Source organism: Anaerococcus sp. NML200537, from assembly GCF_026131715.1.
Taxonomy (GTDB): domain Bacteria; phylum Bacillota; class Clostridia; order Tissierellales; family Peptoniphilaceae; genus Anaerococcus; species Anaerococcus kampingae.
In genome coordinates this window covers 1-15,530 of the sequence record NZ_JAMXSL010000046.1, presented here as the reverse complement: position 1 = coordinate 15,530, position 15,530 = coordinate 1, and the positions used below count along the sequence as shown (strand labels likewise).

Here is a 15,530-nt window from a genome sequence, read left to right as displayed (position 1 = left end):
CTCTCCCCCTTACACCCCCTCTTCGCTACACCCTCCAAGCGGCTCTTGCAGAGGGCAAATTGAAGATTGCCTCTAGCAATCTTATTTGTTAGACATGACTGCTATTCATTCTGGTGCAAAATCTATTATTTCAAATCTCGTCAGCTAAAAATTTAGATTCACTCCACTTCGTTTCGTTCAACAAAATTTTCTTAACGCTTCCTCGATTTAAAATAATTGACGATTTTAATTCTGTAAGTCTAAAAGCTCTTTTTCCTAGACCCACTAATAGCAATGTTTGCCAGAGGCAAACGAGCCTTAGAACCGATTAGTTGTTATATTTCTCTCAGAATAAAGACCTATTTTCACAAAGTCGGGAAATTTTGTAAATGGAGATGCCGTTAAGAAAATCTCCTGACGCACGAGTTAAAATTAAAATTCTGTAAGTACTGAGATGTAGAGTATATATAAAACAAAAATTTGGGCTAGATTGAGATTTTTAGGCATCGGAATGTCAAAATCAGTAAGGATAGGAATAGCCAATACAAGGAATTTTGTCTACCAAGAGTGGCTTGCCGAAGGCAAGCTTCTGTTCATGCTCCCCGCTTTAGGGGCCGCCTGGGGGTGTAACGGGGAGGGGGTACAAGGGGGAGCCCGATAAGGGACCATGCGGAAGGTCCCTTGGGGCTCCCCCTTGAGACGAAGATTCAATTGTAAATAATAATCATTTAATAAAAGATAAATTTACGAAGAAAAATAGTAAATAACAATAATTCATTAAAAAATTAAGTAATAAAAAAAAGGGGATATTTAGGGGGAAGCCCCCTAAATCCGATATTATTTGTCCAACTTCCTAAATAATAAGGTCCCAACTAGAAGTGAAAATAATGACAAGACTATCACATATAGGTAGCCGTGTTCCCAGTTTAGTTCTGGCATGTTTTCAAAGTTCATCCCGTACCAGCCTGTGAGTATTGTTATTGGGGTGAAGATTGTTGTTACTACTGTTAGGACTTTCATGGTGTTATTCATGGTTAGGTCCATTTTTGAGGCGTAGGAGTCTTTTACATTTGTTATATAATCTGAAAGATATGATATGTTTGATGAGTACCTTTCAACCCTAAAGGATACACTCTTTAGGTGCTTGATGTCATCGTCATCAAAAATGTCATTTTCATTTTCTACTAAGACTTCAATTGTATCCAGGAGTCTTTCGTAAGATGTGTAGAGATTTAAGGCCTTGTGCCTATTATCTGAAATCATCTCTATAGAATTTTTTGGCTTTTTGTTCTTATTTATCCCATCTTCTATGGAGGCTGTTGAGTTTTTGATTTGGTCAAAGATTGAGTTATGATTTTCTATCAGGGCTGTTATGAAGTGTTTTAAGATTCTTCCTGGAGACCTGGCTGAAAATTTCTTGGTCAAGATTTTCTTAAAAGCCCTGGCTGATGACTTATCCCTATCGTAGAGGTCTACAATTATTAGCCTGTTATTTTCTATATAAAATCCTATGAGGTCAGATGCATCTAGATTGCCCCTGATATCAAGCATCTCTAGTATGGCGAAGGTGTACTTATCTTCTACTGCCATGTAGGATTTCTTGGATGAATCTGTCAAAAGCAGGTCAATGATTGCTGTATCTATGTCATAGGTCTTAGCGAAGTCTATAAAGGAATCCTTGCCCAGATACATCAGATAAAAATCTTCATCTTCTATTACATCATAAAAGCTATCTATGTCGGTTTTTTCAAAACCATTGTCGGTATCAAATTTATAAATATAATCCATTTTCTCTCCTTAATCTCTATGACTATATGGATTTAGGCCTTAGCTGTCAAAGTTTCACCCACTAAAAAAGCAAGCCTAAGCTCGCTTTAACTTTTTTATTAGAAACATGAGAACCATTATAACTATTATCCCAAAGGCAAGGGAAATAGTCGCACTTTTGCTAAAGCCTGCTATTATATAGGATATAAAGGCAATGGCTGCTACTGTTAATCCATAAGGAAGTTGGGTTTTGACATGGTCGATGTGGTTGGCTCCAGCCCCTGCTGATGACATGATTGTTGTATCTGATATTGGAGAGATGTGATCTCCGCATACTGCCCCAGATAGGCAGGCTGATATGCCTATAAAAAATAAGGGATTGGCCGGATCAAACATAGATGCGACTATTGGTATAAGGATACCAAAGGTCCCCCAACTTGTGCCTGTAGCAAAGGCTAGGGCTATGGCTACCACAAAGATTACAGCAGGTAGGAAATTATTTAAACTTCCTGCCACATTTGTCATGACATTTCCAACAAAGGCTGCAGATCCTAGAAGGTCATTAGAAATATTTTTAAGGCTTGTGGCAAGGCTTAAAATAAGGATGGCTGATGTCATAGATGAAAAGCCCTCTGGAAGGAGCTCCATAGACCTTTCAAAGCTAATCCTGCCACTCAAATTTAAAAATATCATAGAAATTATTAGGGCAATGACTGATCCTGTAGCAAGGGCTACCTGGGAATCTGTATTGGCAAAGGCATTTACAAAGTCCATGTAATAAGGGCTTGCCTTATCAAAAAATCCACCCACATAGATTAGGCTGCTGATGCAGGATATAATTAGGATGATTATTGGAAAGACCAAGTCTCTAACTCTGCCTTCTATCCCATCATCACTAGTTTCTATTTGTTTTTTGCTATTTATCCCAAGCTCTCCGCTTTCTTTTGCCCTTTGTTCGAATTCTTTCATTGGGCCGTAGTCATTGTCTGTAAGGATTATTGTAGCAACAAAGACTAGGGTTAAAAGTGAATAGAAATTAAAGGGAATGGCCCTTATAAACATCTCTATACCAGATAAGCCTGTTCCTTCAGCATAGCCTGATACTGCTGCAGCCCAGGATGAAATCGGCGCTATCATGCAGATGGGAGCTGCTGTTGCATCTATTATATAGGCTAGCTTTGCCCTTGAAATCTTGTAGGAATCTGTAATTGGCTTCATGACTGAGCCTGTTGTTAGGCAATTAAAATAATCGTCTATAAAGAGCATGGCTGATAGGAAATAGGTCGAGATTTGGGCTTGTTTCCTAGATTTAATCTTGGAATGGGCCCACTTGCCAAAGGCTTTCGATCCTCCTGATTCATTTATAAGACTTACCATAACTCCCAAGGAAATAAGGAAAATAAAGATTCCCCCATTATCCTGTATTGCATTTATGAAGCCTTCTACTATTACATTGTCTAAAAATTTCCCAAGCGAACCACCACTTGCAAGAATTGCCCCGATTACAAGACCTATAAATAAGGAAGAATAAACTTCCTTGGTGATTAGTGCCATAAGGATTGCCACTATAGGCGGCATGAGGGCCCAGGGGCTTGCAAAAGTTTCTGGATGGGTATTTACTATATATATTGATAATATCCCAACTAAGCTTAGGAATACTATTGATAATTTGTTCTTTTTCATTTCTTTCCTCTCATAAATTTTGCGTCACGATTTATATTATACTGACTAAAAATTTATTATAAAGGAATTTGCTAAAAATCATTTAAATTTTAAACAAATTTAAAACTCCCCAGACCGGGGAGTTTCTTATCTTTCTTCTGAAATTATATCTTTTACCTTCATCAAACGAGAGATAGTTGCTCTTTCGTTTTCTTCTAGTTTTGATCTGATATATTTGATTGTTTCTTCTAAGTCTGGGATTGTCCTATATTCTAGGGCGTTTACCCTTCTTCTGGTTGATTCTATTTCATCAGCCATTAGCTGGGTTGTCTTCTCTAGCTCGGCTAGGCTTAGAAGTCTATCTGTGACATGGTTTAGCTTTAGTAGGGCCTCATCTAGACCTGCACTTGTTGTAGCATAACCATATGGCAAATCGCTTGCGTTTTCGTTTTTTTCTACTTTAAACTCCATCTTAGGAATCCTAACACTCATGACATTGGCTGTTTTTATGTCAATGCCTACCTTTTGTGTTGGGAAGCTTACTGCTTCTTCGAGGACTTCTGGGCTCATGAAGGCTGAGGCCATAAGGAATGAGGCGAAGGAATCTGATAATTCTTTTTCAACTTCTTCTCTTAGGGTCTTGTTTTTCCTGATTAGTTCTAGGAATTGTCTCATTAGCTCATCTTGCTTATCTTTTAATAGCTTGTAGCCTCTTTTGGCAGTGGCAAGCCTATCCTTAAGGGTGTTTAGGTTCATCCTTGTTGGAGTTACTTTTAGTCTTGCCATTTTATGCTCCTAATCCATGTATTTTTCAATAAGGGCATCATCAATTCTCTTAAGTTCTGATTTTGGTATTATCTTTAATAATTCCCAACCCAAGTTTAGGGTTTCTTCTATGGTCCTATTTGTGTAATAACCTTGATTGATGTATTTTTCCTCAAAGGCCTTGGCAAATTCTGCAAAGGCAAGGTCTGCATCTGATAGGGCTGAGTCACCTAGGATTTTTTGAAGCTCACGAGCATCTACACCTGAGGCGTAGGCTGCGTAGATTTGGTTCATGGTATCTGCGTGGTCTTCTCTAGTTTTGCCCTTGCCTATACCCTTATCTTTAAGTCTTGATAGGGATGGTAGGATTGATACTGGTGGTTGGGCTCCTTGGTTATATAGGCTCCTATCTAGGATTATCTGTCCTTCTGTGATGTAGCCTGTTAGGTCTGGGATTGGGTGGGTTATATCATCTTCTGGCATGGATAGGATTGGAATTTGGGTAATTGTTCCTGGTTTGCCACGAAGTTTTCCAGCTCTCTCATAGATTGTTGAAAGGTCTGTATATAGGTAACCTGGGTAACCACGACGACCTGGTACTTCTTTTCTAGCTGCTGATACTTCACGAAGGGCTTCTGCGTAGTTTGTCATGTCTGTCATGATTACTAGTACTTGCATATCCTTTTCGAAAGCTAGGTATTCAGCACAGGTTAGGGCCATTTTTGGTGTTGATAGACGCTCTATGGCTGGGTCATCTGCTAGGTTCATAAAGAGTACTGAACGGTCGATTGCCCCTGTCTTTTTGAAGTCATCCATGAAAAATTGTGCTTCTTCAAAGGTGATACCTATGGCTGCAAAGACTACGGCAAAGCCTTCATCATCTCCGAGTACCCTTGCTTGTCTGGCAATTTGAGCTGCTACTTGGTTGTGTGGCAGACCGTTTCCAGAAAATATTGGTAGCTTTTGGCCACGAACTAGGGTGTTTAGTCCATCGATTGTTGATATACCTGTTTGGATAAATTCTGATGGGTAGTCCCTTGATACAGGGTTGATGGCTGTACCATTTACATCTCTTTTTTCTTCAGGAATGATTTCTGGACCATCATCTATGGCTTCACCTAGACCATTGAAGGCACGACCAATCATGTCCTCGCTTACTGCAAGCTCTAGTGGCCTACCCAAAAATCTTACTGAGGTTGATTTTAGGTTGATACCTGTTGATCCTTCAAATAGCTGAACCATGGCACGGTCTTTTTCTATTTCTATTACCCTACCTCTGCGGTGCTCGCCATTTTGTAGCTTGATATCAACAAGCTCTTCGTTATCGACTCCCTCTACTCCTTCTACGAGCATAAGAGGGCCAACTACTTCTGTTACGGTTTTATATTCCTTAAGCATCTTTTGCCTCCCTCTTAATTAGTTCGCCGATTTGTTTGTCTATTTCTTCTTTAATTTGGTCAAATCTAGCCTTGTCATCTTCACTTACTAGTTTTAGTCTGGTGATTGCTTCTACTACTTCTAGATTTTCTATATCTTTTAACTCTACTCCTGCTCCTAGTGCCTCTAGGGACTTATCGTAGTTATAGAGGATTGTGCCAAGCATCTTATCCTGTTTATCTAGTGAACAGTAGGTATCTATATCGTGGAAGGCATTTTGTTGTAAGTAGTCTTCTCTGATAGATTTGGTTACATTTAGTTTAAGCTTATCATCATCTGATAGGGCATCACGACCTACAAGTCTTACTACCTCTAAAAGGCCTGATTCTTGTTGGAGTAGGCTCATAGCACGTTTTCTATGAGTTGAGAAATCTTGGTCAACTGCCTTGTCTATAAACTTATCCATCTTGTCTTGGTAGAGTGAATATGAGTTTAACCAGTTGATAGCTGGGAAGTGTCTTTGGTAGGATAGGTCATAATCTAGGCCCCAGAATACCTTTACTATACGTAGGGTAGCTTGGGTTACTGGTTCTGATAAGTCTCCACCTGGAGGAGATACGGCTCCTATTACTGAAAGTGTACCGATATCATCTCTATTTCCTAAAACTTCTACCTTACCAGCTCTTTCGTAAAATTCTGCAACCCTACTTGCTAGATAAGCTGGATAACCTTCATCACCAGGCATCTCTTCTAGACGACCACTCATCTCACGAAGGGCCTCTGCCCAACGGCTTGTAGAATCTGCCATCATAGCTACGTTATAGCCCATGTCTCTGAAGTATTCAGCAAGGGTTATACCTGTATAAATTGATGCCTCTCTGGCCGCTACTGGCATATTTGATGTATTTGCTATAAGAACTGTACGTTTCATTATTGATTCGCCAGTTTTTGGATCGATTAACTCTGGGAATTCGTTAAGTACGTCTGTCATCTCGTTTCCACGTTCACCACAACCTACATAGATTACTATGTCGGCATCAGCATATTTTGCTATCTGGTGTTGGACTACAGTCTTTCCTGAACCAAATGGTCCTGGGATTGCAGCTGTACCGCCCTTAGCTACTGGGAAGAAGGTATCTATTACCCTTTGGCCTGTGATAAGTGGCTCATTTGGGTCTATCTTTCTTTTGATAGGACGAGCCTTCCTTACTGGCCAATATTGGATCATGTTTAGCTCTTTATCCCCATCTTCTGTTTCTACAACAGCAATGGTGTCAGCTACCTTAAATTCTCCAGATTTAATCTCTTTTAATCTTCCTTTTACTCCGTTTGGAACCATAATCTTGTGGGTGATAACTGTTGTTTCTTCTACTTCTCCTAGTATATCACCTGGAACAACTTCTGCGCCCTTTTCTAAAAGAGCCTTAAATTCCCAAACTTTGTCCCTATCTAGTCCTGGGGAAGTTACCCCTCTTGTTAGGAAATTTCCTGCAAGCTCTTCAAGTTTTTCTAGTGGTCTTTGGATACCATCATACATTCTTTCAAGCATGCCTGGTCCAAGCTCTACTGATAGAGGCCTACCTGTTGACCTAACTTCATCGCCAGGTCCTATACCGGTTGTCTCTTCATAAACTTGAATACTTGCTACATCTCCCCTCATCTCAATTATTTCGCCGATGAGCTTATCTTTTGATACCTCTACCACGTCATAGATATTAGCATCAGATAGGCCTGATGCCTCTATTAGTGGTCCAGATACTTTAGTAATTTTACCTATATTCAAATTAAGCTCCTTTAATTTAGAATGTTTGCTCCGACTGCCTTCTCAACTGAACGGTTGATATCGGCAAGGCCTAGACCTAAAGATCCCTTGTTAGATGGGATTAGGATAATGGCTGGCCTTAGAGCTTCTCTGTATTTATCTATTGTTTCTTGTATATCCTTGGCAAAGGCTTCTGTTATGAAGATTACTCCATAATTATCCCCTGCTAATTTTTTTACAAGTTTACTTGCATCGTCTTTGTCTATGGCTGTAAAAACCTCGATACCTATGGCCTTAAAGGCTAGTATCGAATCCTTATCGCCTATTACTGCTATTTTATACATAAGCTTCTCTCAATCTATCTTTTGTGAATTCTTTTGAAAGGCCATTTAGCTTAGATATAAAGATTATCCTTAGGTTTTTGATTTCTTGCTCCTTGCTGATTAGATAGGCAAGTAGAACTTCTGGGCCATAGGTTACAGCCTTGCTGGCCTTTGCAAAGTCCATAAAGTGATCATCTATTGCCTTTTCTAGATTTAGGAGATTTTCAACCTCTCCCTTATCATTGTCAAGGGCCCTAGCTAGATATGGATAAATCTTATCATTGGACATTTTTATCAAAAGTCCTGTCATATCAAGCTTATACATTTCAAGAAACCTGTCCTTGTCTATAAAGCCGCCATCTATTAGGCAATCACCTAGTTGGTCTAAATCTCTTACCCTTAGTAGGGTTTTGACATTTATAAGGTCAATGGCTTCCTTTGTGTAGTTTATAAGTGAATCCATGCCAGTGGCATTTGCTATATCAAGCTCTCTTTCATAATAAGACTTATCTAGGGATATGTCTATCATGGCTGGGTCTTTCCTATCCTCATAAGCATCTATGGCTCTTTTTAGATAGGTAAGATAGATGTTTTCTTCATCATCTTCAAAGATATCTTTTTCGTCTGTCTTTAAAATTTGTCTTTTAAGATAGTCTACATCTATATTGCCCATTGGGGAATACTTATAATCTTCATCTTGGATAATTTCCTTGGCAAGGACTTTTAAATTGTGGAAGTTATACTTTTCTCTTAGATAGTCTGTCAGATTTTTATCTGGGGTTATATCTTCGATTTTGTCATACACCCTTACCAGTTCCTTGCTTAGGATTTCTTCATATTCTTCTGGCCTTCTTAATTCTTGGATATATCTACCATAGGATGAATCTGATAGGGCATTCATTATCTCGCTTAGGGAGTCTAATTCATTTAACCTATAAAAATCCTTTACTAGATCATCTTCATATATTCTAGTTGATATAGAAGCTCCTATGAAGTCATCTCTTTTCATAATTACCTTTCTTCAAAAATACCAGATATTATTTTCTTAATTTCATCCTTGTTATAGTCGATTATTGATGAAAAGCTATTGTCATAGATAACATCCCCATCTTTTATTATGAAACCATCATCGACTGTTTCATATGAAACATTTAGTCCTTTTAGGTCTTCTGAGTCAAAGAAGGTTCCATCCCTTAAGATGATATCTGCCTTCTTGCCTGGGAATTCCTTAAGTCTATTTAGGACAAACTTCTTGTAAGAATGATTATCTAGGTTTTTGAGCTCTTCTGTGAGCCTTTCGATTATAGAATTTATGAGCTCGTTTTTGGCTGTGATTTTTATATCACGGGCATTTCTTGATGCTGAAAGCTCTTCATTGGCCAAAATTTGCTTAGCTTCTTTTTTGGCATTATCTATAATCTTATCTACCTCAACTTTTACTTCTGCTTCAGATTTTTCCCTAATTTCCTTAGCTTCGCCTTCAGCAGCCTTTAATATCTGATTTTTTTCCTCTTCGCCTTTTTTCCTTATTGATTCTAATATTAAATCAAGATTAGTCATAATCTTATCCTAATATTATGCTCTCATTACAAGTAGTAGGGAAATAACAAATCCTAAGATTGCGTAAAGCTCAACCATTACTGAGTAGATCATACCCTTAACGAATTCTGGTTCGTTTTTAGCTAGGATATTGATACCTGCTATAGCTACCTTTGATTGTTTTACAGCTGAGAAGTAACCTACTATAGCTACTGGAAGTGCTGCCATTAAAAAATATAGGCCGTCTGCAAAGGTCATATCTGGGCTTAGTTTACCCATGATAAAGAAAGCAATTGCAAAGCCGTAAAGACCTTGTGTACCTGGTAGTAGCTGAAGAACTAGTACCTTACCAAACTTTTCTGGTTGTTCTACTGTAAGAGCTGCTGCAGCTTCACCTGCCATACCTGTTCCCTTAGCACTTCCCATACCTGATAATAGTGTTGCTAATGCCATAGCTAGAACACCAAAAACCATTCCACCGTTTTGAACTAAAAATTCTGTCATTTTCTTTCTCCTCTATTAATTAATATTTTTTTAGTATCTTCTAACATTTCTTTAAATTTAACGCCGCCGCCTTCATAAAACTTACCAAACATCTCTACATAGATAAGTCTTAGTGAGTGAACGTAGGCTGACAAGTAGGATAGGAACATATTAAATAGTTGGAATACTACAAAGACTAGGATTCCGCCTATAATTCCGCCAATACCTGCCCCAAATAACATTTTAACAATTACATTTACCGCATAGGCTACAAAGCCGCCTGATAAAACCAGGGCCATAAGTCTTAAGAAGGATACAAAGTCTCCTACCCAAGAAGTAATTCCGTATAGGTCATAGACCCCGGAACCAATCCTTCCGCCTATTGATTTAGCATCACGTCCTGCAAATAGGACTATGCCAACCATGCCGACCGCCATGAGGTAAAGGCCTATTTTGTTTTTGCTTAGGAAATAGTAGATTGGTCCACCTACTGCCATATACCAAAACAAAACATCGTAGATGGCATCCATAGGTTTGCCATCTCTTATATACATATAGCCTTTCATTCCAAGAGCGATAAATAGGGCCGCTCCTCCTATGATAAGACTTATAGTAATAAGCGTATTGATATCAGTTTGGGTATCAATCCAGCCAAATGGCACATCGATAATTCCGCCAAAGACTGATCCAAATAATACTCCAAAACAGCAAGCTGATAGGGATATGCCTAAAAATAGCTTAATCATCTTCTCTGTTGATTTTGGCAAGTCTTTTTTCTTGAGGATTACAAGGGTTGCAATCACACCAAGAGCTCCATAACCTAAGTCTCCAATCATAAAGCCTGTAAATATAGTATAGAAAATGGCCACAAGCAAGGATGGGTCAAATTCGTTATATTTAGGTAGGGCATAGGTTTCAACAACAGATTCGTAAGGTTCAACTATTGCGTTGTTTTCAAGGATAATAGGTACATCTGGATCATCCTTGTCAGCATCTTTTATATCTAGGATATATTCTTTATCTAAGGATTTTTCTATGTCGGCTTTAAACCTGTCAGTCATAGACTCAGGTATGTATCCTTCAATAACATCCATTTGAGAAGTCTTAAGGAAGTTTTCTGTAGCTTCTTCCTTGTTCTTTTCATTGACAAGATATGATTGATACAAATAGAAATCTTCTAGATATTTATCAAACTCTCCTATTTCAGCCTCAATTTTCTTAATTTCTGTCTTAAGATTAGCTTCTTCTTTCTTAAGGGCACTTAGGCTCTTGCTTACAGAAGCATCTGCCTTAATACTTATTCTTGAAAATCCGTACTCTCTTAAAAGTTCTTTAAATCTTTCTTCCTCATCAAGAGAAGCGATAGCAACAATAAAGCTAGTCTTATCCACTTCCGAATACCTATAGATTAGGGATTTGCTAAAGTTTTTATCGACTAGGCTCTTCTTTAGTCCATCGTAAAACTGGCTAGAAATAGTACCTGTCTCTACATAGACTCTCTTAGAATCGTACAGACTTCTAATATCGATATCTATATCCTTCCATGGATTAAGGTCTCCTATTTTCTGCTCTATGGCTTGGTTTTTATCAACCAGTCCTTCTCTTTCTTTAACTAATTTTATAAGCTTATCGTAAATGAGATTAAAATCAAAATTCTCAGAATCCTTATAGACCTCATCAATATCTAGCCTTTTAAAGTCTTTACTATCTTCTGTAGATGAATATTTTAAGCTAGTCTCAATAGCAAAAGCTAATTTATCAAGCTCTTCATCCAAGGCTTGGATTTTAGTAGAATTTGTAAGCTCTTTTAGATAAGTTTCGTCTTCTTTTACTTTTAAATCGTTAAAATGCACATAGTTAAAATTTTGAAGAATATCAAGTAATAAGCTCCTTTTTTCCTCAAAGGCAAGTAAGCTAAACTTATTCATCTTAACTATTGCCATTATTTACTATCCTTTCTACAAGAGTATTGATAGTCGCTTCAACCTTGGCCTTATCTACATCCAAGATTTTTTTTGACTCATCTCTTGCTTTTGCTATCACTGGTTCTCTCTTTTTTTCTGCCTCTTTTTTAGCATCAGCTAGGATCTCTTCGGCCTTTTTCTTAGCCTTGGCGATCTCATCTTTATAGGCAAGATTTGCTTGATTTTTTGCCTCTTCGATGAGCTCCCTAGCCTGATCTTTGGCAGCGTCAAGCTCTTTTGCCGCAGTTTCTTCTGCAAGCTTAACTTGACTTAGAATATCATCAGTCATATTTCACCCCCTGTTTATACTTAAATTATATCATATTTTTACCCAAAACGGGTATAATCTAGACAAAATAATTGCGATATTACAAATAAAAAGGAAATTTTATGAAAAAAACTCTAATAACACTTATTTTTGCCTTACTTTTAGTAGGCTGTAAAAGCAAAGATAGGCCAAACTTAGAAGCCTATTCGCTTTCAAAAATACAATCTTATTCTTATGACCAATCTCTCTACACAAGAGTAAAGCTAATAGATTATCCATCAAATATCAAAGGAATCGACTCCTATGACAAAAAAGATTTAGCCAATCTTGATTATAACAAAGAAGTAAAGCTAGCCGACTTATTTTTTAGGATACCGGAAAAGGGCCAAATCTTCAAAAACGATAATATATATTATATAGATTTCCCAACAAGTCTTGCCTATGATCTAGTCATATCTTTTGAAGATTTAAGCGATTTTTACGATTATGATCTCATAGACTTATCTAGCAAAATAATAAAAGAAAAAAATCTAAGTCAAAAAATAAAATCAATGCCTATAAAAAATATCATGACAAATCTTGATAGCGCATATTTTATAAGCAAAAATGGCAATAAAAGATCAACCCACTTTTTTATAAAAGGAGACAGGGGCCTAATCTATTTTGTGATAAGTGAAGATACAAGTAAGTCAAATGCATCAGCAGCTATCATGGCAGATATCCTAATGACAGCCTACAATGCTCCAGATGATCCCTTAGAAATAAATAAATCATTCAAAGACCACAAGGATGCCCTTTCAGTATTTGCAAACAAGGAAATCATAATAGATAAGCAAAAAATAAAAATCCCAGAAAACTTCTACCTCCACCAAGACGATGATAAGCTAAAATCCTTCATAGCCAAGGATAAAAACGAAGTAATAGCAGAAATAATAATAAAAGAAGATAAAATTACAGGTGATATCTACCAAGCTTATAGCCAAAACTCAGGCCAAATACTCTACCCAGCCCAAATCGTAAATATGGGAAAAATAAATAAATACAAAAATATCCTAGAAGGAGATGTCAGAATCTACCTACAAAATGACACCCTCACAGGCAAAAAATACCTAATAAAAACTAATGACTCCTATATAAGTCTAATAGTAGCAGGCCCACTTGCCAACGAATCCCTAGTAAAATCCATGGCTGAGTCAATAAAACAGTCAATTAAATGATTTTGAAACAAAAAGAGAAAGCGCTTAAAAGCAACTTTCTCTTTTTGTTTTATAGGTCATCTTCAATTATTGATGATTTAGAATAAGCTGTAACCTTGGCTTCGAAGAAGTCGGTTTTTACTGCGTTTGGATCTGAGATTTCATCTACCCATTTCATTGATTGTGGGATTTCCTTATAGCCTTCAAATAGTGGCTCAAAGCCAAGACCTAGAGCACGAAGATTGCCTAGGTATTTGATGTAATCTTCAATCATCTTTGTAGAAAGGCCTGCTATATTATCGCCTATGGCATATTTGCCCCATTCGATTTCTTGTCTAACACCTTCTTTTAGCATGTCCCTGTAGATTTCAATAGCTTCATCAGTAAATAGGTCTGGCCTTTCCTTTTTAAGGTCATTTATAAGAGACCTAAAGAGCCATAAATGTGTATTTTCATCCCTATTTATATATCTTATCTCTTGGACAGTTCCTGGCATCTTGCCATTTCTACCTAGGTTGTAGAAGAAGGAGAAGCCTGAATAGAAGTAGATTCCTTCTAGGATATAATTTGCTATAAGGGCCTTTACAAATTGGAATTCATTATCTTTTTGCAAGAATTCATTGTATTGGTCGCCTATAAACTCATTACGACGAAGCAAATGATCATCTTCCTTCCATAGGTATAAAATCCTAGTTCTTTCTTCTGGTGAACAAATTGTATCTAGGATATAGGAATAAGATTGAGAGTGGATTGACTCTTGGTAGGTCTGAATTGACAAACAAAGGTTAATCTCATTTGCTGTAACATAGGTTTGTAGGTTAGGCAAATTGGCAGTTTGTATTGAATCAAGATAGGTTAGGAAAGATAAAATCCTATCAAAAGCCCTCTTTTCATACTGATCAAGCTTCCTATAATCCTTAATATCCTGGCTTAAGTTAATCTCCTCAGGAATCCAGAAGTTATTCATAGCCTGCCTATACCAATCGCTTGTCCAGGTATATTTTAAGTTATTAAAATCGTTAAGATTTGTGGTATTACCTTGGATAATCTTTCTCTTCGCTAGATCTATATCCCCGTTTTCGTTGAAAATACCACGTTTTTCAACTTCTTTCTTCTTACTTTCTTCCATCATAACCTCCTTAAGATAATAACTTCATTACAAATGATGAAACAATTGATAAGACAATGCTTGCAAAAATCAAACTAAAAAAGCTACTATTAATATATGCCCCGCCTACAAATTTAAATGCCAAAGATAAAACAAAGGCAGAAATCACAAGGGAAAATAAGCCAAAAGTCAAAATTGTGATAGGAAAGGCAAAAAATCTAAGTACTGGCTCTACAAACTTTTCAAGTATAGTCAAAACTCCTGCTGTAATAAAAAGGGCAGATGTCTTATCAAAACTGATACTTCTGATAAGTTTACTCAATATAAATAATGAAATTAAATTTACAACAAATAAAGCTAGTAAAACATTTCCACTTTCCTTAGCAAAATTCTTTTTCTTACGTCTATTCATAAAATACTCCTTTTAAAATCCAAGATTTGTTATTGTTGCTTATATACTATTATACCAGATTATTTTTTATTTTAACCAAGATAAATTATTTTAGGGGGTTTTCCCCTAAAAACCCTTTTTTATACTATCCAAGATAATAGCATTATAAAGTTGTTCTCTTCGTAACTTAATCTCATTATGAATTATTTATATTTACTATTGAATCTTCGTTCCAAGGGGAGGCCCAAGGACCCTTTCGTCGCTCTCGGCCGCTAAGGCAAATTGGGTCCACATCGCCCTCCCCCTTATACCCCCGGCAAGCCCGTCGGCTCATGGAGACTTACACCCCGCAAGCGACTCTTGCAGAGGGCAAATTGAAGATTGCCTCTGGCAATCTTCTTTGTTAGACCTGACTGCAATTCATCCTGGAGCAAAATCTATTATTTCAAATCTCGTCAGCTAAAAATTTAGACTCGCTTCACTTCGTTACGCTCAACAAAATTTTATTAACGCTTCCTTGATTTAAAATAATTTACGATTTTATTTCAGTAAATCTTAAGATCACCTTCTCTAGACATACTAATTGCAATGTTTGCGAGAGCAAACGAGCCTTAGAACTGATTCGTCGTTATAATTCTCTCAGAATACAGAACTATATCCCCAAGGTCGGGAGATTTTGTAAATGGAGATGCCGTTAAGAAAATCTCCTGACGCACGAGTAAAAATAAAAATTCTGTAACTACTAAGATGTAGAGTGTATACAAAACATAAATTTAGGCTAGATTGAGATTTTTAGGCATCGGAATGTCAAAATCAGTAAGAATAAGGATAGCTAATACAAAGGATTCTGTCTAAAAAGGGAGGATTGCCGTTAGGCAATCTTCTCTGTTCGCACTCCGCTTTAGGAGCAGACGGGGGTGTAGCGTAAGGGGGCCTTAGGGGGAAC

The 15,530-nt window shown here is 37.3% G+C and carries 14 protein-coding genes; 1 reads left to right on the top strand and 13 read right to left on the bottom strand.

Translation table 11 applies throughout. The annotated features are described in order from the left end of the window. Positions 1 to 816 precede the first annotated feature (816 nt). The 11 genes from NH288_RS10260 to NH288_RS10210 all read right to left on the bottom strand — a co-directional run bounded on the left by NH288_RS10260 (position 817) and on the right by NH288_RS10210 (position 11,910). Positions 817 to 1,767 (bottom strand): CorA family divalent cation transporter, encoded by a 951-nt coding sequence (locus NH288_RS10260; protein ID WP_265215137.1) that lies wholly within the window; start codon positions 1,765 to 1,767, stop codon positions 817 to 819. A 75-nt stretch (positions 1,768 to 1,842) separates the two neighbouring features. Then, the gene (locus NH288_RS10255) at positions 1,843 to 3,429 is read right to left on the bottom strand and encodes a Na+/H+ antiporter NhaC family protein (protein ID WP_265215136.1); all 1,587 of its coding nucleotides are present in this window, start codon (positions 3,427 to 3,429) and stop codon (positions 1,843 to 1,845) included. Positions 3,430 to 3,555: 126 nt separating this feature from the next. Then, positions 3,556 to 4,194: a V-type ATP synthase subunit D gene (locus tag NH288_RS10250; RefSeq protein WP_265215135.1), complete on the bottom strand. Its 639-nt coding sequence runs from the start codon at positions 4,192 to 4,194 to the stop codon at positions 3,556 to 3,558. A 9-nt stretch (positions 4,195 to 4,203) separates the two neighbouring features. Next, positions 4,204 to 5,571 carry a V-type ATP synthase subunit B gene (locus NH288_RS10245; protein ID WP_106461286.1) on the bottom strand — a complete coding sequence of 456 codons (1,368 nt, stop codon included), beginning with the start codon at positions 5,569 to 5,571 and terminating at the stop codon, positions 4,204 to 4,206. Then, complete coding sequence (locus NH288_RS10240; RefSeq protein WP_265215133.1) at positions 5,564 to 7,333, bottom strand: V-type ATP synthase subunit A; 1,770 nt, start codon at positions 7,331 to 7,333, stop codon at positions 5,564 to 5,566. The genes NH288_RS10245 and NH288_RS10240 overlap by 8 nt, the downstream gene beginning before the upstream one ends. Positions 7,334 to 7,344: 11 nt before the next feature. Further along, positions 7,345 to 7,656, bottom strand: coding sequence for a V-type ATP synthase subunit F (locus NH288_RS10235; RefSeq protein ID WP_106461284.1), 312 nt, complete (start codon positions 7,654 to 7,656; stop codon positions 7,345 to 7,347). After that, complete coding sequence (locus NH288_RS10230) at positions 7,649 to 8,644, bottom strand: V-type ATPase subunit (protein WP_265215130.1); 996 nt, start codon at positions 8,642 to 8,644, stop codon at positions 7,649 to 7,651. The genes NH288_RS10235 and NH288_RS10230 overlap by 8 nt, the downstream gene beginning before the upstream one ends. A gap of 2 nt (positions 8,645 to 8,646) precedes the next feature. Next, on the bottom strand, positions 8,647 to 9,195 hold the full coding sequence (locus NH288_RS10225) for a V-type ATP synthase subunit E (protein WP_265215128.1): 549 nt from the start codon (positions 9,193 to 9,195) through the stop codon (positions 8,647 to 8,649). A 15-nt stretch (positions 9,196 to 9,210) separates the two neighbouring features. Continuing rightward, positions 9,211 to 9,678 carry a V-type ATP synthase subunit K gene (locus NH288_RS10220; protein ID WP_265215126.1) on the bottom strand — a complete coding sequence of 156 codons (468 nt, stop codon included), beginning with the start codon at positions 9,676 to 9,678 and terminating at the stop codon, positions 9,211 to 9,213. Continuing rightward, positions 9,675 to 11,600 (bottom strand): V-type ATP synthase subunit I, encoded by a 1,926-nt coding sequence (locus NH288_RS10215; protein ID WP_265215124.1) that lies wholly within the window; start codon positions 11,598 to 11,600, stop codon positions 9,675 to 9,677. The genes NH288_RS10220 and NH288_RS10215 overlap by 4 nt, the downstream gene beginning before the upstream one ends. Continuing rightward, positions 11,587 to 11,910, bottom strand: coding sequence for a V-type ATP synthase subunit H (locus tag NH288_RS10210; RefSeq protein ID WP_106461279.1), 324 nt, complete (start codon positions 11,908 to 11,910; stop codon positions 11,587 to 11,589). The genes NH288_RS10215 and NH288_RS10210 overlap by 14 nt, the downstream gene beginning before the upstream one ends. Positions 11,911 to 12,011: 101 nt before the next feature. On the opposite strand from NH288_RS10210, the gene NH288_RS10205 reads away from it, so the two are divergent. After that, a complete protein-coding gene (locus NH288_RS10205) occupies positions 12,012 to 13,106 on the top strand; it encodes a hypothetical protein (protein WP_265215122.1) in 1,095 nt (364 codons plus the stop codon). Positions 13,107 to 13,155: 49 nt separating this feature from the next. On the opposite strand, the gene NH288_RS10200 is transcribed toward NH288_RS10205, so the two are convergent. Together NH288_RS10200 and NH288_RS10195 are read right to left on the bottom strand one after the other, a co-directional pair. Then, a complete protein-coding gene (locus NH288_RS10200) occupies positions 13,156 to 14,214 on the bottom strand; it encodes a ribonucleotide-diphosphate reductase subunit beta (RefSeq protein WP_265215120.1) in 1,059 nt (352 codons plus the stop codon). 10 nt (positions 14,215 to 14,224) lie between these two features. Further along, entirely contained in the window at positions 14,225 to 14,605 is a 381-nt protein-coding gene (locus NH288_RS10195) for a phage holin family protein (protein WP_106461834.1), read from the bottom strand. Positions 14,606 to 15,530 lie beyond the last annotated feature (925 nt).

Excerpts from the sequence above, each read along its gene's own strand:
- NH288_RS10205 (WP_265215122.1), top strand. The coding sequence starts at position 12,012 with ATGAAAAAAACTCTAATAACACTTATTTTTGCCTTACTTTTAGTAGGC.
- NH288_RS10210 (WP_106461279.1), bottom strand. The coding sequence starts at position 11,910 with ATGACTGATGATATTCTAAGTCAAGTTAAGCTTGCAGAAGAAACTGCG.
- NH288_RS10255 (WP_265215136.1), bottom strand. The coding sequence starts at position 3,429 with ATGAAAAAGAACAAATTATCAATAGTATTCCTAAGCTTAGTTGGGATA.
- NH288_RS10220 (WP_265215126.1), bottom strand. The coding sequence starts at position 9,678 with ATGACAGAATTTTTAGTTCAAAACGGTGGAATGGTTTTTGGTGTTCTA.
- NH288_RS10250 (WP_265215135.1), bottom strand. The coding sequence starts at position 4,194 with ATGGCAAGACTAAAAGTAACTCCAACAAGGATGAACCTAAACACCCTT.
- NH288_RS10260 (WP_265215137.1), bottom strand. The coding sequence starts at position 1,767 with ATGGATTATATTTATAAATTTGATACCGACAATGGTTTTGAAAAAACC.
- NH288_RS10215 (WP_265215124.1), bottom strand. The coding sequence starts at position 11,600 with ATGGCAATAGTTAAGATGAATAAGTTTAGCTTACTTGCCTTTGAGGAA.
- NH288_RS10195 (WP_106461834.1), bottom strand. The coding sequence starts at position 14,605 with ATGAATAGACGTAAGAAAAAGAATTTTGCTAAGGAAAGTGGAAATGTT.
- NH288_RS10245 (WP_106461286.1), bottom strand. The coding sequence starts at position 5,571 with ATGCTTAAGGAATATAAAACCGTAACAGAAGTAGTTGGCCCTCTTATG.
- NH288_RS10230 (WP_265215130.1), bottom strand. The coding sequence starts at position 8,644 with ATGAAAAGAGATGACTTCATAGGAGCTTCTATATCAACTAGAATATAT.
- NH288_RS10225 (WP_265215128.1), bottom strand. The coding sequence starts at position 9,195 with ATGACTAATCTTGATTTAATATTAGAATCAATAAGGAAAAAAGGCGAA.
- NH288_RS10235 (WP_106461284.1), bottom strand. The coding sequence starts at position 7,656 with ATGTATAAAATAGCAGTAATAGGCGATAAGGATTCGATACTAGCCTTT.
- NH288_RS10200 (WP_265215120.1), bottom strand. The coding sequence starts at position 14,214 with ATGGAAGAAAGTAAGAAGAAAGAAGTTGAAAAACGTGGTATTTTCAAC.